The sequence below is a fragment of the Bradyrhizobium sp. 149 genome (assembly GCF_023073915.1).
GTDB lineage: Bacteria > Pseudomonadota > Alphaproteobacteria > Rhizobiales > Xanthobacteraceae > Bradyrhizobium.
Window position 1 is genome coordinate 35,261 of record NZ_JADPKK010000015.1, and the last position, 22,808, is coordinate 58,068.

Genomic DNA, 22,808 nt, shown 5'->3' on the forward strand with positions numbered 1-22,808 from the left:
GGACCAAAACGAGAGATGCATCGTCACCCCCACCGATCTAATCAAATTGACGCGGACAACGATCGGTAAAGCGTGCGATTGTGGCAAAGGCTCCACCTTCGGCGACCTGACTCGATGCGCCACCGACTGATTGGGACCTGCGTAGCTTTATCGCTCGTTGTCTCACCGAGCGTCGCAGCGGTCGATCCCATCGCAAGTTCTGCGAACACCGGAGACGCCTTGGCCATCCCGATGTCTGGCAACGGGTCGAGTTTCGGCCCATGCGCGCTTGCCTGCGAAGAGCGCCGCAAATCACGGTCGCAATCGAGACCAGGGCCGAGCCTGGAAGCGCTCGTCCGCCTCCCGGGGGGCCTCGCCTCCAATTTCGAAACTGGGTCCGGCACGGCCGTCGTGGACCTGATCAACCTGGGTGACGAGACCAGGGGCTATAGCGACATTATCGCGCTCGATATCGCCTTTGCGCAATCCATCCCAGGACAAGCCTCCCGGGTGTTCGCCGTCGACGACTGACGTGGACCGTCAGGAGTTCTGAGGCTTCATCTTAAGCCGCTCGCCGCACATGCTGTCTGTAGCGCCCACCATGCTCGGGATGGCTGTGCCGGCATTGTAATCTTCGGTATCAAGTTGCTGGATGACGTCCGTCTGCGCGACAATGACGTTCACCCTGCGAGCAAAGTTCTTGGCCAGCCCAGAGCCCTGTCCAAATTCACGGTGGTCTCGGCCGCCAGTTGCCAGACATAGGACGTCTGCCCGCTATTCATCTTGAACGTGGTCGTTGACGGGCTACCTCGACATCTACAAGCCCGTGCTGAAGGACGCGCAGGGCTTCGCCACCTTCAAGGACTACGCGACGGGCTGGCTATACTACAGAACTTGGTGAAGGCGAAAATCTCCGTCAGCCATCACAAACCATCCTCGACTTCTTCAAGGTGTACGCGCCGGCCGAAGATGGCAACGACCCAGCATTATGCCCAGGTGGTTGCGAGCGCGTGCAACCTCCTACCTTCTGACCCGATATTTGCGAAGAACAGCGCTGCTGTAATATTCTCAAAGGGATACCGCATGTAAGGGCCGTCGAACTCCATGCCCCACCCCCGACCTCCCGCCCGACTGGTGGCAAGCAGGTCGAGGCGACTCAGCTCAGAGTCGGTGGGCCTTCACAATCACCTCGTGCTCAAACTCCCAGAAATCCACTAGTTAGCTGCCTTCATGATTTTATCGGGCAGCCGCGCTTCTCGGGTGAAGACGTTTAGCTCGTTCATCAGCCTTTCCCAGAAACCAAATGCTTGGCTGAAAGCCAATTCTGCGTCCAGCGGTGATGTTTTTCGCGCGAAACGTCAAGGACCCCAGCGTCCGCTTGCGCAAGGCGACGCAGGGTCAAAGCATCTTCCTCGAGCGGCGTGACGTCGTAACGCGAGCCGCGCAATTACCGATAAGGTAATACTGCCGGTCCCGGGCCCGTCTTATGGGGCGACATTCGCACGACACACAACCGTAGGGAAAGGGTCGTGTCGATAATGGCAGGCGACATTAGGTGGGCGCCTTGCCCGGCGGCAGCGTCAACGCGGCGGTATAGGAGCGGCCGCCGTCGAAGTCGAACTCGTAGAGGCGGACCCTGCCGAGCGCGTTCTGACGCTGGCCAAGAAAGAAGGTGAAGGCGTTCGGCGCCGCGACGAAGGTGACGTCGTTTCCGTCGGTATCGGCGAATCGGATCGCGTCCGTCGCCGCGTCGGGGAGCTCGAAAGCGTGGCGCCCGCACGTGACCGATTGCGCGCCGGAACCACGACGCGATCTCCGATCCGACTTGGCCCGTCCTCGTCGCCGAAACCGTCGAGATCCGATCTGACCGCACCTAGCTCGCGGTAGCGATCGGCCTGACCCACGACGTCTCGAGGGGCGTAAGGAAATTTTGCGAAACGGTACTTCCGGAGGTCGGAAAAAATCTCGTCCTGAAACCGAGCTGCAGTCGGCCGACCAGAGCCGCAGGCCCGTGCTTCGCGTTCGAGCTCCACCTGGCGCCCGGACTTGATATTGACGACAGAGCCGGCGGCGAAGGCGAGCGTCGCGTGGGCGTCGAGCGCGAGCCTCAACTGCGACTGATCCTTCGGCAGCGAGGAGAAAGCCGCAATTCGGTGAACGCATAACCACCGGCCGACCGAGCCGCTTCCGCTGCGCGTCGGCCAAAGCCTTAGGGAACAGGTATTGTTATCTCGTGAAGTTCGGCTTTGGCATGGATAACTCGGTGAGGTAAGTACGAAACGATTCATCCAGCCGCGTCCTGGCCGCTGGCGCGACAGTGGCCAAGAAGTGCGCGCAGTATTGCAGCGTGTACTCCTGCATGCCGATGACCAGCCTGATCGCAGGGATGTTTGTTGCCGGATTTCGCAGGAGGAAGGCTTGTTGCTCGATCGCATGCGACCATCGCGCTCGCAGCCAATGTGCGAGAAGGGGCGCCAATACCGTATTCAATGTTGAGCGCGCAATGAACTGGATCATATTCAGGGCTGCCACAAAGACGTCATCCGGCTGAAGGTCCGACGCTCGTGTTGCGACCTGATTGATCGCGCTTTCGACCGCTTCGTTCGCGGCCTTGGCTCCAGCGCACCTGCCATCACGCCCGCGAGCCGACTGAGATCGGGGGAATAGTGCTGTTCGGGAATCGCGGCATACAGCGCCTGCAAGGCTTGAGGCCTCCCCTGCAAGCTCGCGGCGATCCCGAAGCCGAATAGAGCGTTCGCAAGGAGCCTTTGCCCATTAGGATCTGCAAATTTTTCCGGCGGGGCGGGTTCGATTTCACCGTAGGTCGGATCGAGCGGTGAAAACTCTCTGAAGCTCTGGCCAAGACTCTGAATGTAGAAGAGACCTTCAACCCAGCTCGAAACGCAAGCCAAAAAGCGATGAGCGTCCGAGCCCTTGATCGATGCCTCGACCCGCGCCGCCCGAAGGTTGGTTTCCATAGAGGGAATAGCCCGGCCGCCAAGACGGCTTCCGCATCGAGCTAGCAATGGAAGACCCGACATCCCCGGCAAGCTCGGCTTCCGCAAGCAAGTACCATGCGATATCGATATGCCCGAGCGGCATTCGCAGCGTGCTCATTCGCGCCCAGTCAAAATAAGCTCGTAGGGAGGACCTGTGATGCTTGATCATGTCCTAGGTGATTCCCCACCAGGGCCCATTTCCTCGCGTTCCCCGATCGTCATTTTCCCGGCTTACAGCGGCGTCGCGGATCAGCTTGATCTGCTCCTCGACGTCCCTGGCGTAAGCCTTGAGGTCGACGGGCATGGCTGCCGTGCCTCAAATCGTTGCGCATTTCATTGCGCCCGAAAAACATAGAAACTATAAGTACTTGAAATAATGGTCGGAGTGGCAGGATTCGAACCTGCGACCCCTGCGTCCCGAACGCAGTGCTCTACCGGGCTGAGCCACACTCCGACAAGAGGCCGGCTTATAGCGTCGGGTTTGGCGCACCGCAAGCGGCCGAGCTGAGGAATCTTATCCCTGTGAAAACGGGTCTTGAAACGGTGATTTTACCGGCCGGCGAGGCCGGCGCCGAAGCTGCCGCCCGGACACTGGCCGCCGGCGGGCTGGTCGCGTTCCCGACCGAAACGGTCTACGGGCTGGGGGCGGACGCCGGAAATGCCAGCGCGATCGCCCATCTTTACGCCGCCAAGCGGCGCCCGGCCTTCAACCCGCTGATCGCGCATGTCGCCGATCTCGCTGCCGCGCGGAGGATCGGCCGATTCGACGCCTGCGCCTTGCGCCTTGCGGAGGCGTTCTGGCCGGGGCCGCTGACGCTGGTGGTGCCGAAGACGGAAAACTGCCCGGTGGCGGAGCTTGCCACCGCGGGGCTCGATACGGTCGCGATCCGCATTCCCGCCCATCCGGTGGCGCAGGCGATCCTGCGCGTCTTTGACGGGGCGGTGGTGGCGCCGTCCGCCAACATCTCCGGCCACGTCTCGCCGACGCTGGCCGCCCATGTCGAAAGCGACCTTGCGGGGCGGATCGACCTGATCGTGGACGGCGGGCCGGTTACGGTCGGCGTCGAATCGACCATCATCGGCTGCTTTGCGGCGCCGATGCTGCTGCGGCCCGGCGGACTGTCACGCGAGCGGATCGAAGCCGTGCTCGGCACACCGCTGGCACGACTGCCCGCGGAGGCCGACAGCGACGACCGCCAGCCGCTGGCCCCGGGCATGCTCGCCTCGCATTACGCACCGCGTGCCAATGTGCGGCTCGACGCGCGCGACGTGGCGCCGGGCGAAGCGCTGCTGGCGTTCGGACCCGCGCGCCTGCCTGGCCTGGAGGCCGCCGCCGCCGTCATGAATTTGTCGCCCACCGGTGATCTCGATGAAGCCGCCGCCAATCTGTTCGGCTATCTTCGCGCCCTCGATGCCAAAGCACCGCGGGCGATCGCCGTGATGGCGATCCCCGAAGACGATTTGGGCGAAGCGATCAATGACCGGCTACGCCGGGCGGCCGTGGCGCGATAAGAGCGAAGCAAGAGACAAGACCATGAACATCAATCATTCCGCCACGCCTCCGCTTGCGCCCGAGCTGATCGAACAATTTCGCAAGATCGTCGGCGAGAGGCACGCGATCACCGACGCGGCCGATATCGAGGCTTACGTCACCGAGGAGCGCAATTTGTTCCACGGCCGCTCGCCGCTGGTGCTGCGCCCGGGTTCGACCGCGGAGGTCGCCGCGATCTGCAAGCTCGCCTCCGAGCACAGGATCGCGCTGGTGCCGCAGGGCGGCAACACCGGGCTCGTCGGCGGGCAGACGCCGCACAATGGCGAGATGGTGGTATCGCTGCGGCGGCTCGACAAGATCCGCGAGGTCGATACTGCGTCGAACACCATGACCTGCGAGGCCGGCGTGGTGCTGCAGATCGCACAGCAGAAGGCCGCCGAAGTGGACCGGCTATTTCCGCTGTCGCTGGGCGCGGAAGGGAGCTGCACCATCGGCGGCAATCTGTCGACCAATGCCGGCGGCACGGCCGCGCTCGCCTATGGCGTAGCCCGCGAGATGGCGCTGGGGCTCGAGGTGGTGCTGGCGGACGGACGCGTGCTCGGGGCGCTCTCGAAGCTGAAGAAGGACAACACCGGCTACAATTTGCATAACCTCTTCATCGGCGCCGAAGGCACGCTCGGCATCATCACGGCCGCGACGCTGAAACTGTTTCCGAAGCCGCGGGCGATCGAGACCGCCTTCGTCGGGCTGAAGTCGCCGGATGCCGCCTTGAGGCTGCTCACGATCGCACAAAGCGAGGCCGCCAATGCGCTGACGAGTTTTGAGCTGCTCTCGGAGATGGCGGTCGATTTCTCGATCCGCCACGGCATCGACGTCCGCGACCCGCTTGCGCAAAAGCATGCCTGGTACGTGCTGATGGAACTGTCTTCACCGGGCGACGACGCCCGCACGCCGCTGGAAACGATCCTCGGCCGCGCCATGGAGGACGAGATCGTCGACGACGCCGTGATCGCGGCCAATCTCACCCAGCGCGCCGGCTTCTGGAAGCTGCGCGATGAGATGTCGTCGGCGCAGAAGCCGGAGGGCGGCTCGATCAAGCACGACATCTCAGTGCCTGTCGCCACCGTGCCCGCCTTCATCACGGAAGCCAATGCCGCCGTGGTGAAACTGATTCCGGGCGCACGACCGGTGCCGTTCGGTCATCTCGGCGACGGCAACCTGCACTACAATGTCAGCCAGCCGATCGGCGCCAACACCGCGGACTACCTGGCGCGCTGGCACGAGATGAACGCGGTGGTGTTCGCGATCGTGCTGCGCATGGGCGGCTCGATCTCGGCCGAGCACGGCATCGGCGTGCTCAAGCGCGACGAGCTGCCCGATGTGAAGGACAAGACCGCAATCGAACTGATGCGACAGCTCAAGGCGATGCTCGATCCGCTTGGAATCATGAACCCGGGAAAAGTGCTGTGAGTGCGCTCAAGATCGATGCGATCACCGACGCCGATGTCGAGCCTGTGGTCGCGCTGTGGCAGCGCTGCGACCTGACGCGGCCGTGGAACGATCCGCATGCCGACATCGCGCTGGCACGGCGGCGCGATAATTCCACCATCCTGCTCGGCCGAGACGGCGGCGCCCTCGTCGCCACCGTCATGGTCGGCCATGACGGCCATCGCGGCTGGGTCTATTACGTCGCCGTGGATCCTGATGGCCGCAAGCGCGGCCATGGCCGGGTGATCATGGCCGCCGCCGAGGACTGGCTGCGCGCGGCTGGAATTCTGAAGCTCCAGCTGCTGGTCCGCCGTGGGAACGCGCAGGCCAATGCGTTCTATCAGTCGCTGGGTTTCGAGGAATCGACCTCGGTGATGTTCCAGAAATGGCTCGATGGTCGCGAGACCACGCCTAGCAATTGAGATCGAGCCATGACAATTTCCGATCGCGTCCGCATCAAGGACGTCCGCGTGCTCTCGGACAACTGGACCATCCTGAAGAACACCACGTTCGAGTACCGGCGCGCCAATGGCGAATGGCAGACGCAGCACCGCGAGACCTATGAGCGCGACAACGCCGCGGCCGTGCTGCCGTATAATCTCGCACGGCGCACGGTGATCCTGGTGAAGCAATTCCGCCTGCCGGCGTTCATTCGCGGCTACGACGATCTCCTGATCGAAGCGGCCGCCGGCGTGCTGGACGACGCCTCGCCCGAAACGCGCATCCGCGCCGAAGCCGAGGAAGAAACCGGCTATCGCCTGCACCACGTCGGGAAAGTGTTCGAGGCGTTCATGAGCCCCGGCGCCATCACCGAGAAGCTGCATTTCTTCGTTGCCGAATACGAGCCGGAGATGCGGGTCAGCGACGGCGGCGGTCTCGAACACGAGGGCGAGGACATCGAGGTGCTTGAGCTCGGCATCGAGGAGGCGCTGGCGATGATCACCGACGGCCGCATCATCGATGCCAAGGCGATCATGCTGCTGCAATACGCGGCGCTGCATCTGTTCCGGTGAGCTTGCCTGCCCTTGAGCTCACCTCCGACTATCTCTAGTCTGTTGCCAACAAGAACCAGGAGACGCGCCCATGTCCGCTTCGCGCGACGACGAATTCGGCTTTGCTCCCGACTATGACGCCCCCGTCCCCTATATGCAGCGCACGCGGGACTACTACGCCGCGATTGGCTACACCACGGCGTATCGCTGGGCCCACTACACCGAGGCGCCGTTCCAGCCGCTGAAGAAGCCGCTGTCGCAGTCGCGCGTGACGATCATCACGACGGCCGCGCCATACGATCCCGCCAAGGGCGACCAGGGGCCGGGCGCGGCGTATAATGGCGGCGCGAAATTCTACCAGGTCTATGACGGCGACACCTCGAAGCCGCACGATCTTCGCATCTCCCATATTGGCTACGATCGCAAGCACACCTCGGCGACCGACAACGGCACCTGGTTTCCGCTGCCGCAGCTCTTGAAGACGAGCGCCGCCGGGCGCATCGGCGAGGTCGCCCCGCGCTTCTTCGGCGCGCCGACCAACCGCAGCCATCGCGTCACCCTCGACACCCACGCGCCGGAAATATTGGCGCGGGCCGTCGCGGACAAGGTCGATGTCGCCGTGCTGGTGCCGAACTGCCCGGTCTGCCACCAGACCACCGCGCTGGTGGCGCGGCATCTCGAGGCAGGCGGCATTCCGACCGTGATCATGGGCTGCGCCAAGGACATCATCGAGCACGCCGCCGTGCCGCGCTTCCTGTTCTCGGATTTCCCGCTCGGCAACTCCGCCGGCAAGCCGCACGACGTCGCCTCGCAGGCGCAGACGCTCGAGCTGGCGCTCAAGCTGCTGGAGACCGCGAGCGGCCCGCAGACCACGATGCAGTCGCCGCTGCGCTGGAGCGAGGACGCCTCCTGGAAGCTCGACTACAATAACGTCGCGCAGCTCTCGCCTGAAGAGCTGGCGCGCCGCCGTGCCGAATTCGACAAGCAGAAGGAGATCGCGCGCGGCAATCGCGCCGCCTGACGTCCTCCGACAACCAAAACAAAAGGGAGAGCGACGTGACGCGACCGTTCGAGGGCGTGAAGATCCTGGACTTCACGCAAGTGCTGGCAGGCCCCTATGCGAGCTATCAGCTCGCGCTCTTGGGCGCCGACGTCATCAAGGTCGAGCGGCGCGAGGGCGAGGACATGCGCCGCACGCCGCTGTCGCGCGAATGGGCGGAGCGCGGGCTCGCGCCGGCGTTCCAGGCCATCAACGGCAACAAGCGCAGCCTGACGCTCGATCTGCAGAAGCCCGACGCAATCGCGATCGTGAAGAAGCTCGCCGCACAAGTCGACGTCGTCATGGAGAATTTCCGGCCCGGCGTGATGGACAAGCTCGGCATCGGCTATGAGGCGCTGTCCGCGATCAACCCGAAGCTGATCTACTGCGCGGTATCAGGCTTCGGCCAGACCGGCCCGGATCGACTGCGGCCTGGCTATGACGGCAAGATGCAGGCGCTGTCCGGCATCATGGCCATCACGGGCCATCCCGAAACGGGGCCGACCCGCGCCGGCTTTGCGGTGTGCGACGTGCTGTCGGGCGCGACCGCTGCGTTTGGCGTGTCGAGCGCGCTGTATCAGCGCGACCGCACCGGCAAGGGCCAGCTCATCGACGTCTCCATGCTCGAGGCGACGATGGCGTTTCTGTCGGGGCAGATCGCGGACTGGTCGGTCGCCGGCCATCGCCAGCAGCTGTCGGGCAATCAGGCCGTCAGCCGCAGAACCACCGCGAATCTGTTCAAATGCGGCGACGGTCACATCCTGCTCGCCGTCAATAACGAAAAGCAGTACCGCGCGCTGATGGCCGCGCTCGGCCGCGAGGACACCCTGAGCGATCCGCGCTTTGCCGACTGGTTTTCGCGCAACGAGAACGAGCCGGCGCTGCGCGCCATCATCGAAGAGGCGCTCGCGGCGAGGCCGGCGCGCGAATGGGAGGCGATTTTGGAAGATGCCGGCGCGCCCTGCGCCAGCATCTGGAAAGTCGAGGAAGTCATTGATCATCCGCAGATCAAGGCGCGCGGCGCGATCCAGGAGCTCGACACGCCCTATGGGCGCCTGCGCTTCGCCGGCAGCGGATTCAAGCTCGCGCATGGCGGCGGCAGGCTGGACCGGATGGCGCCGGAATTGGGTGCGGACACGGATGCGGTCTTGGGCGAGCTGGGGTTTGATGCAGCAGAGATTGCGGGGCTGCGGGCGAAAGAGATTGTGTGAAGGGCGGCGCCGCTTAAAACAACGACCCCTGCCCGTCGTCTGATGACGCAGCAACCTTCCGCACCGCCCGCTTCGGCTTCGCAGCCTCTATTTCCGCCTCGATCTCCTCCGCGCTGATCGGAAGGAGCAACTGGTCGTCGTCATTGGCGACGCGGTTGACGCGATTGGAGACCGGGTGCCAGGCGAATTCGCCGATGCGCGGGGCGGTCATCAGCGGCAACACGGCATCGAATTCATCGCTGCGGCTATCGAGCCAGCGCTCGAAATCGCGCGGGTTGATGGTGACGGGCACGCGATCATGCAGCGTGGCGAGATCCTCGCTCGCCCCCGCCGTGACGATTGCGACCGTGTCGAGTTCCTCGCCGTTCGGCCCGACCCAGGTCTCGAACAATGCGGCAAAGCCGAGCGGCGCCCCGTCGGCGCGATGGATGAAGAACGGCTGCTTGTGGCCGTCGATCGATTTCCATTCATAATAACCGTCCGCCGGGATCAGGCCGCGCCGGCGGCGAATCGCGTTCTTGAAGGCGGGCTTTTCCAGCGCCGTCTCAGAACGGGCATTGATCAGGAGCGTAAATCCCCGGGGATCTTTGACCCAGCCCGGCAACAGGCCCCAGCGCATCAGGCGGAAATGCCGCGCGCCGTTCTCGGCCAGCACGACCGGAATCGGTTGCGTCGGGGCCACGTTGAACCGGGGCGGGAAGTTCGGCTGGTCGATGTAGCCGAATAGTTGCCGCAAAGCCGCGGGGGCCGAAGTTATGACGAAGCGTCCACACATCCTAGGGCGTCCATATAGGGTCCGTTCAGGTCCTTTTAACTCCGAACGTTAACACTGCGGCAGATGAGCTCAATGGCCTCCCAGCCGGCGCGAATGCATGGACAGACGGGGCCCGAGGCCGCGGCCTGGGCCGAGCGGCTGCGCGTGGCCAACATCAACCCGCGCACCGGGCTTGCCACCGACTATCTCAACCATTTCAATGAAGCCGTGATGCTGCTGGAAATGGTGCCGGACATGCCGGAATGCGCGGAAGATTTTCTGACCTGGTCGCCGCTGTCCTATGCCGAGCATTTCACTGCCTCGAATTTCAAGGCCCGGGATCTGGCGATCGAGGCCTATGAAAAGGCCGACCCGAACGTGCGCGCCCAGTTCGACCATCTCACCGACACCATGACCTCGATCCTGTCGGCAGTCGGCTCGGCCATGCGCGAGGTCGAGAAGGACACGACCCGCGTCCGCCTCGCCGAGCAGGCCGCCCACTGGGTCAAGCCGCTGATCGCGGCCTGCGGCGGCATCATCAATGGCGGCGCGGAAGCCGACGTCGACAACATCATGGCGAGCTGAGCTCGAGCAGGTGAAGTCATGGCTGCGATCGTTCAGCCCACCCGTCCTCAGATCGCGGTCAGTGCCGCGATTTTTCGTGACGGCAAGGTGCTCCTGACCCGCCGCGCGCGCTCGCCCGCAAAGGGGTTCTATTCGCTGCCGGGCGGCCGGGTCGAATTCGGCGAATCGCTGCACCAGGCGCTGGCGCGCGAGATCGACGAGGAGACCGGCCTCGATATCGAAATCATTGGCCTCGCGGGCTGGCGCGAAGTGCTGCCGGCGGCGGCCGGCGCCGGCCACTATCTGATCATGTCCTTTGCCGCCCGCTGGGTGGCCCGGGAGCCGGTTCTCAACGACGAGCTCGACGACTACCGCTGGATCGCCCCGGAAGCCCTGACGAGCCTTGGCCACCTCAAGCTGACCGGGGGGCTGGAAGAGGTCATCCAGTCCGCCCACCGGCTGATCGGCCCCTGACGGCCCCGCCTTGCGTCTACCGCCCCAAGGAGGCATACACCCCGCCGATGTCCACGCGATTTCTGGCCATTTTTGCCCTGATTCTCGCCTGCGCCTCCGTGCCCACGAGGGCTCAGGACGGGGCAGCGCCGTTTGACGGCGATTTGCAGCGGCTGGCGGAAATCCTCGGCGGGCTGCACTATCTGCGCGGCATCTGCGGGTCCAACGAGGGCAACAAATGGCGCAGCGAGATGCAGGCGCTGATCGATGCCGAAACTCCCGCTGGCGAACGCCGCACCCGCATGATCGCCGGCTTCAACCGCGGCTATAACGGTTTTCAGCAGACCTACCGGACCTGCACGCCGGCCGCGACGGTGGCGATCCGCCGCTACATCGAGGAAGGCTCGAAAATCTCGCGCGATCTCACGGCGCGTTACGCGAACTGACGCTGCGGGAACAACGACATCGACTTTGTACACAGCCGTTAACCGTTCCTAAAGATGTGGCCTAGCGGGCGTTAACGCGCGTGCTACACCTCTCGCACAGCGCATCGCCGTGGATTGCGCCCCAGCCCTGACGAGTTTCATGAGCCATCCAGTTTCGTACGCCCCCGCACGCGCGCCGCTGCCCGATCATGAGCAGAAGCAGGCCGCACTGAGCTATCTCAACGAGGCCTGGGCCGAAGCGCGCCACGATGGCGTCGACGGCGACTGCCTGGCGCAGGCGAGCCTGTTTGCGGCCCTTGCCGAACTCGTCGGCACCTATGGCGAGGACGCGGTGGCGAAGTTCGTCGAAGGCTTTCCCGGCCGCATCCGCAACGGCGAGTTCTCGGTCGACATCTCCCGGCAGTAAGCGCCTCCGAAATGGACCCCGCCACGCGGGCGGGGCCAGTCGGGAACGCGATCCGTCCTCCTCACGGCTCGATCTTGAGCGTCGCTTTCATGTTGGGATGATAGCGGCAGTAATAATCGACCGTGCCCGCCTTCTTCAAAACGAAAGTCGCCGATTTTTTCGCCGGCAGGTTCACGTCGAAATCGCCGTTTCTGGCGGTCGCGGTGTGGGCGAAGACGTCCTTGTTGATCCATTCGATGGTGTCGCCGACCTTCGCCGAAGCGTCTTTCGGCGACATTTCGAGATTCTCCATCATGATCTGAATGGTCGCGGCGTGCGCCGGGACGGCCATCGCCACGAACACGACCGCTGCCGCGATCGTAGACAATCGTCCCGGCATCGTCGCCTCCCCTATTTCAGTTCCGCCGCGACGTGCTCAGCGTGCTGCTGATGCCCCTGGAAGATTTTCAGGCCAGTCTGCAGCAGGTTCTTCAACTCGGCATTGCTGGCGGACGGAATGAGCTGGGTCTCAAGCGCGCCGTTGACCGTCTTGTGGTAGGCGACCTCGTTTGCGACATAGGCCTTGTCGAAGGCCGCACCGCTCAGCTTGTCGAGCTCGGCCAGCTTGTCGCTCGCCTGCTTCGACAGCGCCTTGCTAGTGTCGTTGTCTTCAGGCGTGACGTTCAGCTTCTTGACCAGCGCCAGCGCCTGCTTGTTGACGGCCTCGTGGTCGCGCAGCATGTCCGCGGCAAATGCCTTCACGTCCTTGCTCTTGGCCTTCTTCTGCGCCTGCTTGGCTGCGTTGATGTCGATCACGCCCGCGGTGTAGGCAATGTGGGCGATTTGCGGATCGGTCGGCTTGTCGGCTGCTCTGGCGCCTTGCAGCAGCGCGGGGCTCGACAACAGAATTGCTGCGGCGATCGCCGCGCTCCAACGAACGAACATGATTTGACACTCCTGTGGTGCCGGGCGTTTTGCCGGCGCGTTGCTTCACAGGCGTTGGATGGGACTGTCGCGCAAACGTTCCCGAAAAACTTCAGCCGCCGATGCCGAGCCGCTTCAGCACAGACACGGTCAACCGCTCGCAGCGCCATCCCGCAAACGGAAATGCATCCATCACGAGCGGGCCGATCTCCTTCTCGACGTTCTCGCGCAGCATGGTGCGCGCACGGTGCAGCCGCGTCTTCACGGTCTCGGGCTTGACGCCGAGCAGCTCGGCGGTCTCTTCGATGTTCATGCCCTCCATGACGCGTGCGACGAAGACCATGCGGAAGACATCCGGCAATTCATCGATGGCGCGCTCGACGACACGCTGGATTTCACGTTGGGCCATGGTCCTTTCCGGATCGCCTGCGGGGGAAACGGGAAATTTTATGATCTGCGCCTCCAGGATCGCTTCGGGCACCGAGCCGAGCTCGACATGCGGCTTGGCGCTTCGCGCGCGGCCAAGCGCCTCGTTGATGGCAATGCGCGACAGCCAGGTCGACAGTCCGGATTCGCCGCGGAACCCGTCCAGATGGGTGAAGGCGCGGACGTAGGTTTCCTGAACGACATCCTCGGCTTCGCTGTCGCTGCGCAAAATCCCGCGCGCGAGGCGGTAGAGCCTGCGATTGTTGGCCTGCATGATCTGGCGTAACGCGGCCTCGTCACGGCCCCTCGCCCGCTCGACCAGTTTGGCTTCCAATGTCCGGATTTCTGATGTTTTGGCGCCGGCGGACAGGTCGGCTGCGGTCCATTGCATGGCGGTCACCTGCTCGTTTGGCTTCGTTCCAGACATTGGATGCAGACTGGCGATAAAGGTTCCGGACTTTTTAATGCGGATCCTGCTCGGCCCTGCAGGGGAGGAAGGAAGCCCCTAGTCCGTCTCGATCGGCAGCGCCGGATCCCTCGCCCACTCGCCCATCGAGGCGTCGTAGAGCGTCAGCTTGTCATAGCCGAGTTGCGTCAGCAGCAGCAGGTCGATCGTCGCCGAGATGCCGCCGCCGCAATACAGGATCACATTCTTGTCGCGGGTGACGCCTGCCGCTGCGAATTTGGCTGCGGCATCGGCGAGCGTCGTCAGGGTCTTGTCGGCATTGGTGAGGGTTGCCGCTGACACGTTGACGCTACCGGGAACGCGGCCGGGCCGGCCATAGCGGCTCGGCTCGAGGCCGCGATGATACTGTGGACCGAGCGCGTTGACGATAACAGTCGCGGGATCGCCGAGTCGCGCTTTCACGGCGGTCTTGTCGACGAACAAGCCTGCGCGCGGTGTGGCCTTGAAATTCGTGGCCGGATAGCCCGTCGGGCGACCTGTTACGACCGGTCGTCCCTCTTCTTTCCATTTGTCGAAGCCGCCGTCGAGCACCTGCGCGTCGACGCCGAGCGAGCGCAGCATCCACCAGAACCGCGTCGACCACATCATGGTGCCGATGCTGTAGAGCACGACGGACTTGGACGCATCGAGGCCGTGGCGGCCGAAGGCGGCCTCTAACTGGGCCACGCCAGGCGTCATGAAGAACTGCTGCGCCGAGGCGTCGGAGAACTCGCCTTGCAGGTCGAGAAAATCGGCGCCCGGGATGTGGCCAGCCTCGAACGTCTTGTCGCCGGGCACCGCACGATAGGGCACGTCGCTGCCCGGTGGCACCGGCTCGTTGTAGGTCGTGCAGTCGTAGAGGCGAAGGTTGGGGTCGCCGAGCTGGGCTGCGAGTTGCTCGGTGGTGATGAGGGGTGTCGGTTGGGGCATCGGACTGCTCTCCCGTTCGGGGGAGTGTAGCTCTCTCCACTCGTCATTGCGAGCGCAGCGAAGCAATCCAGACTGCCACCGCGGAAAGACTCTGGATTGCTTCGATGCGCTCGCAATGACGAATGTGTGACAACACCGCGGCTACGGCTACTGCTTCAACGTCTCCAGAAACCGCACCGGCTCGCCTTGCGCGGCCGTCACGAGTTCGCCCTGCCACATCACGCGGCGGCCGCGGATGAAGGTGCCGACGGGCCAGCCGGTGACGCGGACGCCGTCATAGGGGGTCCAGCCGGCCTTGGAGGCCACCCATTTGTTGGTGATGGTCTCGCTGCGCTTGAGATCGACGATTGTGAAGTCGGCGTCGTAGCCGGCGGCGATGCGGCCCTTGCAGGCCATGTTGTAGAGGCGCGCGGGACCGGCGCTGGTGAGATCGACGAACCTTGCCAGCGACAGGCGGCCGGCATTGACGTGGTCCAGCATGAGCGGCACCAGCGTCTGCACGCCGGTCATGCCGGAGGGTGAGGCCGGATAGGTCTTCTGTTTCTCTTCCAGGGTATGCGGGGCGTGGTCGGAGCCCAGCACGTCGATGATGCCCTGCTCGATGCCGCGCCAGATCCCGGCGCGATGATCTGCGCCGCGCACCGGCGGATTCATCTGCGCCAGCGTGCCGAGCCGCTCGTAGCATTCGGGCGCGACCAGCGTGAGATGATGCGGCGTCGCCTCACAGGACGCGACGTCCTTGTGGTCGCGCAAAAATTCGATCTCTTCCTTGGTCGAGATGTGCAGCACGTGGATGCGCTTGCCCGTCTCGTGCGCGAGCTTCACCAGCCGCTGCGTCGCCATCAGCGCCGCGGTCTCGTCGCGCCACACCGGATGCGAGCGCGGATCGCCCTCGATGCGCAGCGATTTGCGGTCGTTGAGGCGATATTCGTCCTCCGCGTGGAAGGCCGCGCGGCGGCGGATCACCTGGAAGATGCGGCGCAGGCTTTCGTCGTCCTCCACCAAGAGCGCGCCGGTCGAGGAGCCGATGAAGACCTTGACGCCGGCGCAACCCGGCGCACGCTCCAGCACCGGCAGGTCCTGCACGTTCTCGCGCGTGCCGCCGATGAAGAAGGCGAAGTCGCAATGCATACGGTGATGGGCGCGCTTCACCTTGTCAGTGAAGGTGGCCTCCGTCACGGTTAATGGAGACGTGTTCGGCATCTCGAACACGGCGGTGACGCCGCCCATCACGGCGCTGCGCGAACCGGTTTCGAGGTCTTCCTTCTGCTCCAGCCCGGGCTCGCGGAAATGCACCTGCGTATCCATCACGCCGGGCAGGATGTGCAGGCCCTTGCAGTCGATCACCTCCGCGGCGGAAGCTTGCGACAGCGCGCCGATTTCGGCGATGCGGCCATTGGCGATACCGATGTCGCGCAGGCCCTCGCCGTCCTGGTTGACGACGGTGCCCCCTTTGAGGATCACGTCGAAACGCTGGGTCATGGCTGAAGGCCCCTTTCATCCCCAAGCGCGGGGCTCGAGGTCTTGTCGTTTAATCCTTGCGGGCTTACGTTCCGCAGCAACATGTCGCAAGAGATTTTCGCATGAAATCAGCGTTTCTTCCGGACCGGGGCGTGGTCAAGGTCGCGGGCGAGGAGGCGCGCAACTTCCTCAATGGCCTCGTCACGACCGATGTCGACAAGCTGAAGCCGGGCCTCGGCCGATTCGGCGCGCTGCTGACGCCGCAGGGCAAGATCATTGTGGATTTCCTGATCACGGAAGCACCTGCCGGCCACGGCGGCGGGTTCCTGATCGATTGCCCGAAAGCGCTTGCGGACGGCCTTGCCACCAAGCTGAAATTCTACAAGCTGCGCGCCAAGGTCACGGTGGAAAACCTGTCCGACGATCTCGGCGTGCTCGCGGCCTGGGACGGCGAGCCCGCGGCCGAGCCCGACCTCGCCTTCGCCGATCCGCGCAACGAGGACCTCGGCTGCCGGATCCTGATCCCTGAAGCTCTCAAACAGAAGCTCTCCGATCTGATCGGCGCCGAGCTCGTCGATGCCGCCGCGTACGAGGCCCACCGCATCGCGCTCGGGGTCCCGCGCGGCGGACTGGATTTCATGTACAACGATGCGTTCCCGCACGAGACCAACATGGACCGCCTTTCCGGAGTCGATTTCGACAAGGGCTGCTATGTCGGCCAGGAAGTCGTCTCGCGCATGCAGCATCGCGGCACCGCGCGCACCCGCAGCGTCAAGATATTGCTCGACGGCCCCTCGCCCGAGACCGGCGTCACCATTCTCGCCGGCGACAAGGCGGTCGGCACGATGGGGTCGTCGGCGCAGGGCAAGGGTATCGCGCTGGTGCGCATCGACCGCGTCGCCGATGCGCTTGACGCGGAACAGGCGCTGACTGCCGGTGGCCTCGCTGTGAGACTCGCGGAACCTGAAATGGTCCGCATTCCAGCCAAGCAGCCCATCACATGAGCCGAGCCCCTCGCCTGCATCCCGACGGAAAAACGCGTTGCCCCTGGCCCGGCGAAGATCCGCTCTACGTCGCCTATCACGACACCGAATGGGGCGTGCCGGAATATGACGACCGCGCGCTCTATGAGAAGCTAATCCTCGACGGTTTCCAGGCGGGCCTGTCCTGGATCACGATCCTGCGCAAGCGCGACAATTTTCGCAAAGCATTCGACGATTTTCAGCCGGAAAAGATCGCACGCTACAACGAGAAAAAAGTTCACGCGCTGATGAACGATGCCGGCATCGTGCGCAACAAGGCCAAGATCGACGGCGCGATTCTTAGCGCGAAATCCTATCTCGATATCATGGAGAAAGGTCCGGGCTTCTCGAAGCTGCTCTGGGACTTCATGGACGGAAAGCCCAAGGTCAATCATTTCAAGACCACCGCGAGCGTGCCGGCCTCGACGCCACTCTCCATGCAGATCTCCAAGGAGCTGTCCTCGCGCGGCTTCAAGTTCGTCGGCCCGACCATCGTCTATGCCTTTATGGAGGCGACCGGCATGGTCAACGATCATCTCGTCGACTGCCATTGTCACGCGAGCTGCGGCAAGACGCAGCGCAAGCCGCGCCTCAAGTCCAAATGACGGCCAAGAAGTCGTCACGCGATGTGGCGTCCCGCGCCTGGCAGCGCATGCTGTCGGGCCGGCGGCTCGATTTGCTCGATCCCTCCCCGCTTGACGTCGAGATCGCCGACGTCGCACATGGGCTGGCGCGTGTCGCCCGCTGGAACGGCCAGACCATTGGCACGCACATCTTCTCGGTCGCGCAGCACACGCTGCTGGTGGAAACCGTGATGCGGCACGAGAACCCGCGCGTGGATCAGCGCGTGCGGCTGGCCGCGCTGCTGCATGACGCGCCCGAATATGTGATCGGCGACATGATCTCACCGTTCAAGGCGGTGCTCGATGGCCATTACAAGGCGGTCGAGAAACGCCTGCTCGGCGCCATCCACATCCGCTTCGGCCTGCCGCCGGTGCTGCCGGAGGAGATCACGTTGGCGATCAAGGCCGCCGATCGCGGCGCGGCCTATCTGGAGGCGACCACGCTTGCCGGCTTCAGCGAAAGCGAGGCCAGGCGCCTGTTCGGCCGCGATCCGGGCCTGTCCGACAGCGTCCAGCGCGACTATCTCACACCCTGGACGGCGGCCCGGGCCGAGAAGCAGTTTCTGGAGCGGTTTGGCGCGGTGTTCGCTTAGACCGGCAGTCTCGTAGGGCGGGTAAAGCGTAGCGTGCCCACCAACTCAAGCAAGGCGCACGCGGTTACGAAATGGTGGGCACGGCGCGATGCGCCTTTGCCCACCCTACGGGCGCCGGCTATAATCGCCTAAAAGGTCCGCCATGATCCACGTCTGTTCCCTCGCCGCCCTTCCCGAAACCGTCCGCCTCACCAAAGCCAGCCATGTGCTGACCGTGATGGCCAATGTCGAACAGGTGGCGCGGCCGGTATCGGTGCTGCCGGCCAACCATCTCAAGGTGTCGATGGACGACATCACCGAGGAGATGGACGGCTTCGTCGCGCCATCGGAAACACATATCGAGCAGGTGCTGAACTTCGTGCGCGGCTGGGACCGCGGCGCGCCGCTGGTGGTGCATTGTTATGCCGGCATCAGCCGCTCCACGGCGAGCGCCTTTGCCGCCGTCTGCGCGCTCAATCCGGATCGCGACGAGACCGAAATCGCGAAGAAGATCCGAGCGGCTTCCCCGATCGCTTCGCCGAACCGCCGCATCGTCGGCCTTGCCGACCGTGCGCTGGGGCGCAACGGCCGCATGCTGCGCGCGCTCGATGAGATGGGCCCAGGCGCGATGATGGTCGAGGGCCGCCCCTTCGTGATCGAGCTCGAATGACAGCTGCGCACCACATTGCGGGTGCGCTCCCTCTCCCGTTTGGGAGCAGAGCGATGGCACGTGGGCCTTTGCGCAGACGGCTCCACATCATCATGGCCGGACATGTCCCGGCCATCCACGACCTTTCCCGCGGCATGAAGAACGTGGATGCCCGGGACAAACCCGGGTATGACGAGTTTGTGGCTGCAGCGTCGATCGCCACCGCATGAGCGAAAAGCTGCTGACGCCGATCGAGATCGGCCTGACTGCCGCGATCGTCGCGATCGAGGATCACGAGCCGCTGATCCTCACTGCGCGCGGCAGCGACGGACTGGCCGGCCTGCCGTTCGGCCCGTTCGATGCGCCGAGCCATCGCACCTTCGAGATCGGCCTGCGGGCCTGGGTCGAGGAACAGACGGGCTTGCGGCTCGGCTATGTCGAACAGCTCTACACGTTTGGCGATCGCGGCCGACATGCCGAAGCCGGCGACACCGGCGCGCATATGGTGTCGATCGGCTATCTCGCACTGACGCGCGCCATCGGCGGCGAACTCGCAGCCACGAGTGCGAGCTTCGCGCCGTGGTATCGCTTCCTGCCTTGGGAGGACTGGCGCGAGGGGCCGCCCGCGATCATCGCGCGCGACATCATCCCGGCATTGACCGGGTGGGCTGAAGAGGAGACGCCGGAGACGACGCGCGCACTGCCGCGCCGGGATCGCGTGCGGTTCTATTTCGGTCTCGACGGCGCGCCCTGGGACGAGGAGCGCGTGCTCGACCGCTACGAGCTCCTGTACGAAGCCGGGCTGGTCGAGGAGGCGCGGCGCGACGGCCGCCCTGCGGCATTAGCGCGCAAGGCGCTGTCCGCGCTCGGCACATCGATGCGCTTCGACCACCGCCGGATTCTTGCGACGGCGATCGCGCGGCTGCGCGCAAAGCTGAAGTATCGTCCTGTGGTGTTTGAACTTTTGCCCGCCGAGTTCACACTCACCGAATTGCAGTATACGGTAGAGGCGATCTCCGGCCGGCACCTGCACAAACAAAATTTCCGCCGCCTGGTCGAAATGGAAGCCCTGGTCGAACCGACCGGGGTGATGTCGACACAGACGGGCGGACGTCCGGCGGCGCTCTACCGCTTCCGTCGCGACGTGCTCCAGGAGCGGCCCGCGCCGGGTTTGCGCGTACGCTCCCGGCGCTAACCCGAGAAATGCGTGATCGGCCCCTGCCCGCCGATTGCCTGGAGGCTTTATGTCTGACGGCCCGTTTGACGTCTTCGCGCTGATTATTGCGATCATCGCTTTCATAATCGCGATCAAGGCCTCCAGCCAGGCGGCTGAGCTGCGACGACGGCTGAGCTCGCTCGAAGAGATGTTCTACGCGCAACGGCCCGTGCAGCCGCCGCTGATCCCCGCAGATGTGTGGGCTGACGCGCCCGCGACAACGTCCGCACCGCCGCCGCCGCTTGTGCCCCAAGCCGACGCGGAGGCCGAGGCGCCGCCCCCGCTCGTCACCGCGGATGTTTCACCGCCTCCGCTCGAAGCGAGCACCGGGGCCGATGCGCCGCCGCCACTGCCCGCGCCCGCGCCGGGTTTCGAGGAACGGCTGGGCACGCGCTGGGTGGTGTGGATCGGCGGCCTTGCGCTCGCGCTCGGCGGCTTCTTCATGGTGCGCTATTCGATCGAGGCCGGCCTCGTCGGCCCCGGCGTGCGCGTGTTCCTTGGCGGCGTGTTCGCGCTGGCGCTGCTTGGTGCCGGCGAATGGTCACGGCGCAAGGAGAGCATTTCCAATATCGCCGCGCTGCCGATCGCCAACATTCCCGCTATCCTCACGGCGGCCGGCACGGCGGTGGCGTTTGCGACCATCTACGCGGCCTACGCGCTCTATGGCTTCCTCGTGCCCGCGACCGCCTTCGTGCTGCTCGGCCTCGTCGCGCTCGGCACGCTGGCCGCAGCGCTCCTGCACGGACCCGCGCTGGCGGGCCTCGGCGTGGTCGGTGCCTTCGTGACGCCGCTCCTCGTCTCCAGCGGCAAACCGGACTATTGGGCGCTCTACATCTATCTCGCCATCGTCACCGCCGCGAGCTTTGGTCTTGCCCGCATCCGGCTGTGGCGCTGGCTTGCGGTCACGACAATCGCCTTCGCCGTGCTCTGGATCTTCCCGGGTCTCGATGCCGGCGACTTGCAGGTCGCGCCGCACGCTTTCCATGTGATCGCGGGCTTAGTCCTCGCGACCCTGCTCGTCGTCTGCGGTTTCATGTTCGGCCCGACGATCGAGGATGGAGAGATCGAGCCGGTCTCGTCGAGTTCGCTCGGCGCCTATCTGTTCGGCGCGATGCTGATCGTGCTGTCGAGCGCGCACGCGGATCTGGCGCTGATCGCCTTCACACTGCTCGTGGGCGCGACGCTGCTTGTCGCATGGCGCGCGCCGGCGGCTACGGGTGCGCTGGGCGCAGCCGCCGCGACGGTCTTCATCGTGTTCGCCGAATGGGCGGTGCGCGCCAATCCCGACATGCTGGTGCTGCCCGGCGGCCCAATCGCCGGCATCGCACCGACAGCGATCGACAGCGCGGTGACCCTGCATCTGGTGATGGCGGCGATCTTCGCCGCCGGCTTCGGCATCGCGGGCTTTCTCGCGCAGGGACGCTCGAACTCGGCGATCATTCCGGTGGTGTGGTCGGCTGCGGGTGTCGCGACGCCGATCGCGATCCTGGTCGCGCTCTACGCACGCATCGCGCATCTCGACCGCTCGATCCCGTTCGCCGTCCTCGCGGTGCTGCTCGCCGCCGCCTTTGGTGCTGCCACCGAAGCCCTTGCGCGCCGCGAGACCCGCCCGGGCGGCATGATCTCCACGGCCTTGTTCGCGACCGGCACGCTTGGTGCGCTGGCGCTGGCGCTGACGTTTGCGCTGGAGAAGGGCTGGCTCACGATCGCGCTGGCACTGATGTCGCTCGGCACCGCCTGGATCTCGATGCAGCGGCCGATCCCGTTCCTGCGCTGGCTGGCCGCCGTCTTCGCCGGCATCGTCACCGCACGCATCGGCTATGATCCGCGCATCGTCGGTGACGCCGTCGGGACCACGCCGATCTTCAACTGGTTGTTGTGGGGCTACGGCCTGCCGGCGGCGTCGTTCTGGGCGGCGAGCCTGTTCCTGCGCCGCCGCGGCGACGACGCCCCGCTGCGCATGGTCGAGAGCGCCGCGATCCTGTTCACCGCGCTGCTCGCCTTCATGGAGATCCGGCACTTTGCGACCGGCGGGCGCATGACGTCAGCGCCGTCGCTGCTCGAATTCGCCCTGCAAGTCTGCATCACGCTCGCCATGGCGCTTGGGCTGGAGCGCCTGCGACTGCGCAGCCACAGCGTCGTGCACAACGTCGGCGCGGTCGTGCTCACGGCGATCGGCGGGCTCGTCAGCGTGTTCGGCCTGCTGATCCTGGAGAACCCGCTGCTGTGGCGCACCGATGTCGGCGGCGCCGTGTTCAACCTGCTGCTGCTCGGCTACGCGCTGCCGGCGGTGCTGATGCTGCTGCTGTCCTATGCCGTGGCGGGCCAACGCGGCAAGGCCTACGCCAACACGATCGCGGGTGGCGCACTGTTGTTCGCGCTTACCTATGTCACGCTGGAGATCCGCCACTTCTATCACGGCCCGATCCTCTCCACCGGGGCAACGACGGGCGCCGAGCAATATACCTATTCGATCGGCTGGCTCGGCTTCGGCGTGGTGCTGCTCGGCGTCGGCATCCTCGTCAATTCCGAGCGGGCGCGGCTGGCGTCGGCCGCCGTGATCGCGCTGACGATCCTGAAGGCCTTCGTCATCGACATGTCGACACTGACGGGCGTCTACCGCGCGCTGTCGTTCATGTGCCTCGGCATCGTGCTGGTCGCTATCGGCTGGCTCTACCAGCGTATCCTGTTCCGGCGGCAGGTCGTACCGCCGCCGGCTCCGCAGGCAAGCACTTGAG

The 22,808-nt window shown here is 64.8% G+C and carries 26 protein-coding genes and 1 tRNA gene; 17 read left to right on the top strand and 10 right to left on the bottom strand.

The genetic code is table 11. The annotated features are described in order from the left end of the window. Positions 1-219: 219 nt before the first annotated feature. Positions 220-510, top strand: coding sequence for a hypothetical protein (locus IVA88_RS09200; RefSeq protein ID WP_247496972.1), 291 nt, complete (start codon positions 220-222; stop codon positions 508-510). Positions 511-1,530: 1,020 nt separating this feature from the next. Here the strand turns inward: IVA88_RS09200 and IVA88_RS09205 are convergent. From IVA88_RS09205 to IVA88_RS09220, 4 genes are all read right to left on the bottom strand, one after another. Next, positions 1,531-2,142 (bottom strand): SAVED domain-containing protein, encoded by a 612-nt coding sequence (locus IVA88_RS09205; RefSeq protein WP_247496973.1) that lies wholly within the window; start codon positions 2,140-2,142, stop codon positions 1,531-1,533. Between the two features lie 63 nt (positions 2,143-2,205). After that, positions 2,206-2,496: a hypothetical protein gene (locus tag IVA88_RS09210; protein WP_247496974.1), complete on the bottom strand. Its 291-nt coding sequence runs from the start codon at positions 2,494-2,496 to the stop codon at positions 2,206-2,208. 2 nt (positions 2,497-2,498) lie between these two features. After that, entirely contained in the window at positions 2,499-2,957 is a 459-nt protein-coding gene (locus IVA88_RS09215) for a hypothetical protein (protein WP_247496975.1), read from the bottom strand. 398 nt (positions 2,958-3,355) lie between these two features. Then, positions 3,356-3,432: transfer RNA gene (locus tag IVA88_RS09220), tRNA-Pro, on the bottom strand. 68 nt (positions 3,433-3,500) lie between these two features. Between IVA88_RS09220 and IVA88_RS09225 the strand changes: the two genes are divergently transcribed. The 6 genes from IVA88_RS09225 (at position 3,501) to IVA88_RS09250 (ending at position 9,200) form a co-directional block, all read left to right on the top strand. Continuing rightward, positions 3,501-4,490: an L-threonylcarbamoyladenylate synthase gene (locus tag IVA88_RS09225; protein ID WP_247496976.1), complete on the top strand. Its 990-nt coding sequence runs from the start codon at positions 3,501-3,503 to the stop codon at positions 4,488-4,490. A 22-nt stretch (positions 4,491-4,512) separates the two neighbouring features. After that, on the top strand, positions 4,513-5,940 hold the full coding sequence (locus tag IVA88_RS09230) for an FAD-binding oxidoreductase (protein WP_247496977.1): 1,428 nt from the start codon (positions 4,513-4,515) through the stop codon (positions 5,938-5,940). After that, positions 5,937-6,380, top strand: a complete 444-nt coding sequence (locus IVA88_RS09235; protein WP_247496978.1) for a GNAT family acetyltransferase — start codon at positions 5,937-5,939, stop codon at positions 6,378-6,380. The genes IVA88_RS09230 and IVA88_RS09235 overlap by 4 nt, the downstream gene beginning before the upstream one ends. Positions 6,381-6,389: 9 nt before the next feature. Continuing rightward, positions 6,390-6,971: a GDP-mannose pyrophosphatase gene (locus IVA88_RS09240; RefSeq protein ID WP_247496979.1), complete on the top strand. Its 582-nt coding sequence runs from the start codon at positions 6,390-6,392 to the stop codon at positions 6,969-6,971. A gap of 70 nt (positions 6,972-7,041) precedes the next feature. After that, positions 7,042-7,971 carry a glycine/sarcosine/betaine reductase selenoprotein B family protein gene (locus IVA88_RS09245; RefSeq protein ID WP_247496980.1) on the top strand — a complete coding sequence of 310 codons (930 nt, stop codon included), beginning with the start codon at positions 7,042-7,044 and terminating at the stop codon, positions 7,969-7,971. A gap of 35 nt (positions 7,972-8,006) precedes the next feature. After that, on the top strand, positions 8,007-9,200 hold the full coding sequence (locus tag IVA88_RS09250) for a CoA transferase (RefSeq protein WP_247496981.1): 1,194 nt from the start codon (positions 8,007-8,009) through the stop codon (positions 9,198-9,200). 13 nt (positions 9,201-9,213) lie between these two features. Here IVA88_RS09250 and IVA88_RS09255 read toward each other — a convergent pair whose 3' ends face one another. Continuing rightward, complete coding sequence (locus tag IVA88_RS09255; protein WP_247496982.1) at positions 9,214-9,975, bottom strand: SOS response-associated peptidase; 762 nt, start codon at positions 9,973-9,975, stop codon at positions 9,214-9,216. A gap of 63 nt (positions 9,976-10,038) precedes the next feature. Between IVA88_RS09255 and IVA88_RS09260 the strand changes: the two genes are divergently transcribed. The 4 genes from IVA88_RS09260 (at position 10,039) to IVA88_RS09275 (ending at position 11,823) form a co-directional block, all read left to right on the top strand. Beyond that, the gene (locus tag IVA88_RS09260) at positions 10,039-10,539 is read left to right on the top strand and encodes a hypothetical protein (protein WP_247496983.1); all 501 of its coding nucleotides are present in this window, start codon (positions 10,039-10,041) and stop codon (positions 10,537-10,539) included. An 18-nt stretch (positions 10,540-10,557) separates the two neighbouring features. Beyond that, complete coding sequence (locus IVA88_RS09265; protein WP_247496984.1) at positions 10,558-10,992, top strand: NUDIX hydrolase; 435 nt, start codon at positions 10,558-10,560, stop codon at positions 10,990-10,992. A gap of 47 nt (positions 10,993-11,039) precedes the next feature. Next, entirely contained in the window at positions 11,040-11,417 is a 378-nt protein-coding gene (locus IVA88_RS09270; protein WP_247496985.1) for a TIGR02301 family protein, read from the top strand. Between the two features lie 139 nt (positions 11,418-11,556). Beyond that, entirely contained in the window at positions 11,557-11,823 is a 267-nt protein-coding gene (locus tag IVA88_RS09275; RefSeq protein WP_007594892.1) for a hypothetical protein, read from the top strand. Between the two features lie 61 nt (positions 11,824-11,884). Here IVA88_RS09275 and IVA88_RS09280 read toward each other — a convergent pair whose 3' ends face one another. The 5 genes from IVA88_RS09280 to IVA88_RS09300 all read right to left on the bottom strand — a co-directional run bounded on the left by IVA88_RS09280 (position 11,885) and on the right by IVA88_RS09300 (position 16,009). Next, positions 11,885-12,202: a cupredoxin domain-containing protein gene (locus tag IVA88_RS09280; protein WP_247496986.1), complete on the bottom strand. Its 318-nt coding sequence runs from the start codon at positions 12,200-12,202 to the stop codon at positions 11,885-11,887. 11 nt (positions 12,203-12,213) lie between these two features. Continuing rightward, positions 12,214-12,747, bottom strand: a complete 534-nt coding sequence (locus tag IVA88_RS09285) for a DUF4142 domain-containing protein (RefSeq protein ID WP_247496987.1) — start codon at positions 12,745-12,747, stop codon at positions 12,214-12,216. Positions 12,748-12,838: 91 nt separating this feature from the next. After that, positions 12,839-13,543 (bottom strand): RNA polymerase sigma factor, encoded by a 705-nt coding sequence (locus tag IVA88_RS09290; protein WP_247496988.1) that lies wholly within the window; start codon positions 13,541-13,543, stop codon positions 12,839-12,841. A 114-nt stretch (positions 13,544-13,657) separates the two neighbouring features. Next, a complete protein-coding gene (locus tag IVA88_RS09295) occupies positions 13,658-14,527 on the bottom strand; it encodes a sulfurtransferase (protein WP_247496989.1) in 870 nt (289 codons plus the stop codon). A 147-nt stretch (positions 14,528-14,674) separates the two neighbouring features. Next, positions 14,675-16,009 (bottom strand): dihydroorotase, encoded by a 1,335-nt coding sequence (locus IVA88_RS09300; RefSeq protein WP_247496990.1) that lies wholly within the window; start codon positions 16,007-16,009, stop codon positions 14,675-14,677. 101 nt (positions 16,010-16,110) lie between these two features. Here IVA88_RS09300 and IVA88_RS09305 point away from each other — a divergent pair, with 101 nt between their 5' ends. From IVA88_RS09305 to IVA88_RS09330, 6 genes are all read left to right on the top strand, one after another. After that, the gene (locus IVA88_RS09305; protein ID WP_247496991.1) at positions 16,111-16,992 is read left to right on the top strand and encodes a folate-binding protein YgfZ; all 882 of its coding nucleotides are present in this window, start codon (positions 16,111-16,113) and stop codon (positions 16,990-16,992) included. After that, positions 16,989-17,615 carry a DNA-3-methyladenine glycosylase I gene (locus IVA88_RS09310; protein WP_247496992.1) on the top strand — a complete coding sequence of 209 codons (627 nt, stop codon included), beginning with the start codon at positions 16,989-16,991 and terminating at the stop codon, positions 17,613-17,615. Before IVA88_RS09305 ends, IVA88_RS09310 begins: the two co-directional genes overlap by 4 nt. Beyond that, entirely contained in the window at positions 17,612-18,226 is a 615-nt protein-coding gene (locus IVA88_RS09315; protein WP_247496993.1) for an HD family hydrolase, read from the top strand. The genes IVA88_RS09310 and IVA88_RS09315 overlap by 4 nt, the downstream gene beginning before the upstream one ends. Positions 18,227-18,368: 142 nt before the next feature. Further along, positions 18,369-18,875: a protein tyrosine phosphatase gene (locus tag IVA88_RS09320; protein WP_247496994.1), complete on the top strand. Its 507-nt coding sequence runs from the start codon at positions 18,369-18,371 to the stop codon at positions 18,873-18,875. Between the two features lie 205 nt (positions 18,876-19,080). Continuing rightward, a complete protein-coding gene (locus IVA88_RS09325; RefSeq protein WP_247496995.1) occupies positions 19,081-20,049 on the top strand; it encodes an NAD regulator in 969 nt (322 codons plus the stop codon). Positions 20,050-20,098: 49 nt separating this feature from the next. Continuing rightward, positions 20,099-22,807, top strand: coding sequence for a DUF2339 domain-containing protein (locus IVA88_RS09330; protein ID WP_247496996.1), 2,709 nt, complete (start codon positions 20,099-20,101; stop codon positions 22,805-22,807). Position 22,808 lies beyond the last annotated feature (1 nt).

Bases quoted from the DNA above. Each gene is read 5' to 3' on its own strand.
- IVA88_RS09290 (WP_247496988.1), bottom strand. From the start codon at position 13,543: ATGCAATGGACCGCAGCCGACCTGTCCGCCGGCGCCAAAACATCAGAA.
- IVA88_RS09315 (WP_247496993.1), top strand. From the start codon at position 17,612: ATGACGGCCAAGAAGTCGTCACGCGATGTGGCGTCCCGCGCCTGGCAG.
- IVA88_RS09330 (WP_247496996.1), top strand. From the start codon at position 20,099: ATGTCTGACGGCCCGTTTGACGTCTTCGCGCTGATTATTGCGATCATC.
- IVA88_RS09325 (WP_247496995.1), top strand. From the start codon at position 19,081: ATGAGCGAAAAGCTGCTGACGCCGATCGAGATCGGCCTGACTGCCGCG.
- IVA88_RS09280 (WP_247496986.1), bottom strand. From the start codon at position 12,202: ATGCCGGGACGATTGTCTACGATCGCGGCAGCGGTCGTGTTCGTGGCG.
- IVA88_RS09320 (WP_247496994.1), top strand. From the start codon at position 18,369: ATGATCCACGTCTGTTCCCTCGCCGCCCTTCCCGAAACCGTCCGCCTC.
- IVA88_RS09275 (WP_007594892.1), top strand. From the start codon at position 11,557: ATGAGCCATCCAGTTTCGTACGCCCCCGCACGCGCGCCGCTGCCCGAT.
- IVA88_RS09310 (WP_247496992.1), top strand. From the start codon at position 16,989: ATGAGCCGAGCCCCTCGCCTGCATCCCGACGGAAAAACGCGTTGCCCC.
- IVA88_RS09255 (WP_247496982.1), bottom strand. From the start codon at position 9,975: ATGTGTGGACGCTTCGTCATAACTTCGGCCCCCGCGGCTTTGCGGCAA.
- IVA88_RS09270 (WP_247496985.1), top strand. From the start codon at position 11,040: ATGTCCACGCGATTTCTGGCCATTTTTGCCCTGATTCTCGCCTGCGCC.
- IVA88_RS09205 (WP_247496973.1), bottom strand. From the start codon at position 2,142: ATGCGTTCACCGAATTGCGGCTTTCTCCTCGCTGCCGAAGGATCAGTC.
- IVA88_RS09305 (WP_247496991.1), top strand. From the start codon at position 16,111: ATGAAATCAGCGTTTCTTCCGGACCGGGGCGTGGTCAAGGTCGCGGGC.
- IVA88_RS09215 (WP_247496975.1), bottom strand. From the start codon at position 2,957: ATGGAAACCAACCTTCGGGCGGCGCGGGTCGAGGCATCGATCAAGGGC.
- IVA88_RS09265 (WP_247496984.1), top strand. From the start codon at position 10,558: ATGGCTGCGATCGTTCAGCCCACCCGTCCTCAGATCGCGGTCAGTGCC.
- IVA88_RS09210 (WP_247496974.1), bottom strand. From the start codon at position 2,496: ATGATCCAGTTCATTGCGCGCTCAACATTGAATACGGTATTGGCGCCC.
- IVA88_RS09260 (WP_247496983.1), top strand. From the start codon at position 10,039: ATGAGCTCAATGGCCTCCCAGCCGGCGCGAATGCATGGACAGACGGGG.
- IVA88_RS09245 (WP_247496980.1), top strand. From the start codon at position 7,042: ATGTCCGCTTCGCGCGACGACGAATTCGGCTTTGCTCCCGACTATGAC.
- IVA88_RS09295 (WP_247496989.1), bottom strand. From the start codon at position 14,527: ATGCCCCAACCGACACCCCTCATCACCACCGAGCAACTCGCAGCCCAG.
- IVA88_RS09300 (WP_247496990.1), bottom strand. From the start codon at position 16,009: ATGACCCAGCGTTTCGACGTGATCCTCAAAGGGGGCACCGTCGTCAAC.
- IVA88_RS09230 (WP_247496977.1), top strand. From the start codon at position 4,513: ATGAACATCAATCATTCCGCCACGCCTCCGCTTGCGCCCGAGCTGATC.
- IVA88_RS09240 (WP_247496979.1), top strand. From the start codon at position 6,390: ATGACAATTTCCGATCGCGTCCGCATCAAGGACGTCCGCGTGCTCTCG.
- IVA88_RS09285 (WP_247496987.1), bottom strand. From the start codon at position 12,747: ATGTTCGTTCGTTGGAGCGCGGCGATCGCCGCAGCAATTCTGTTGTCG.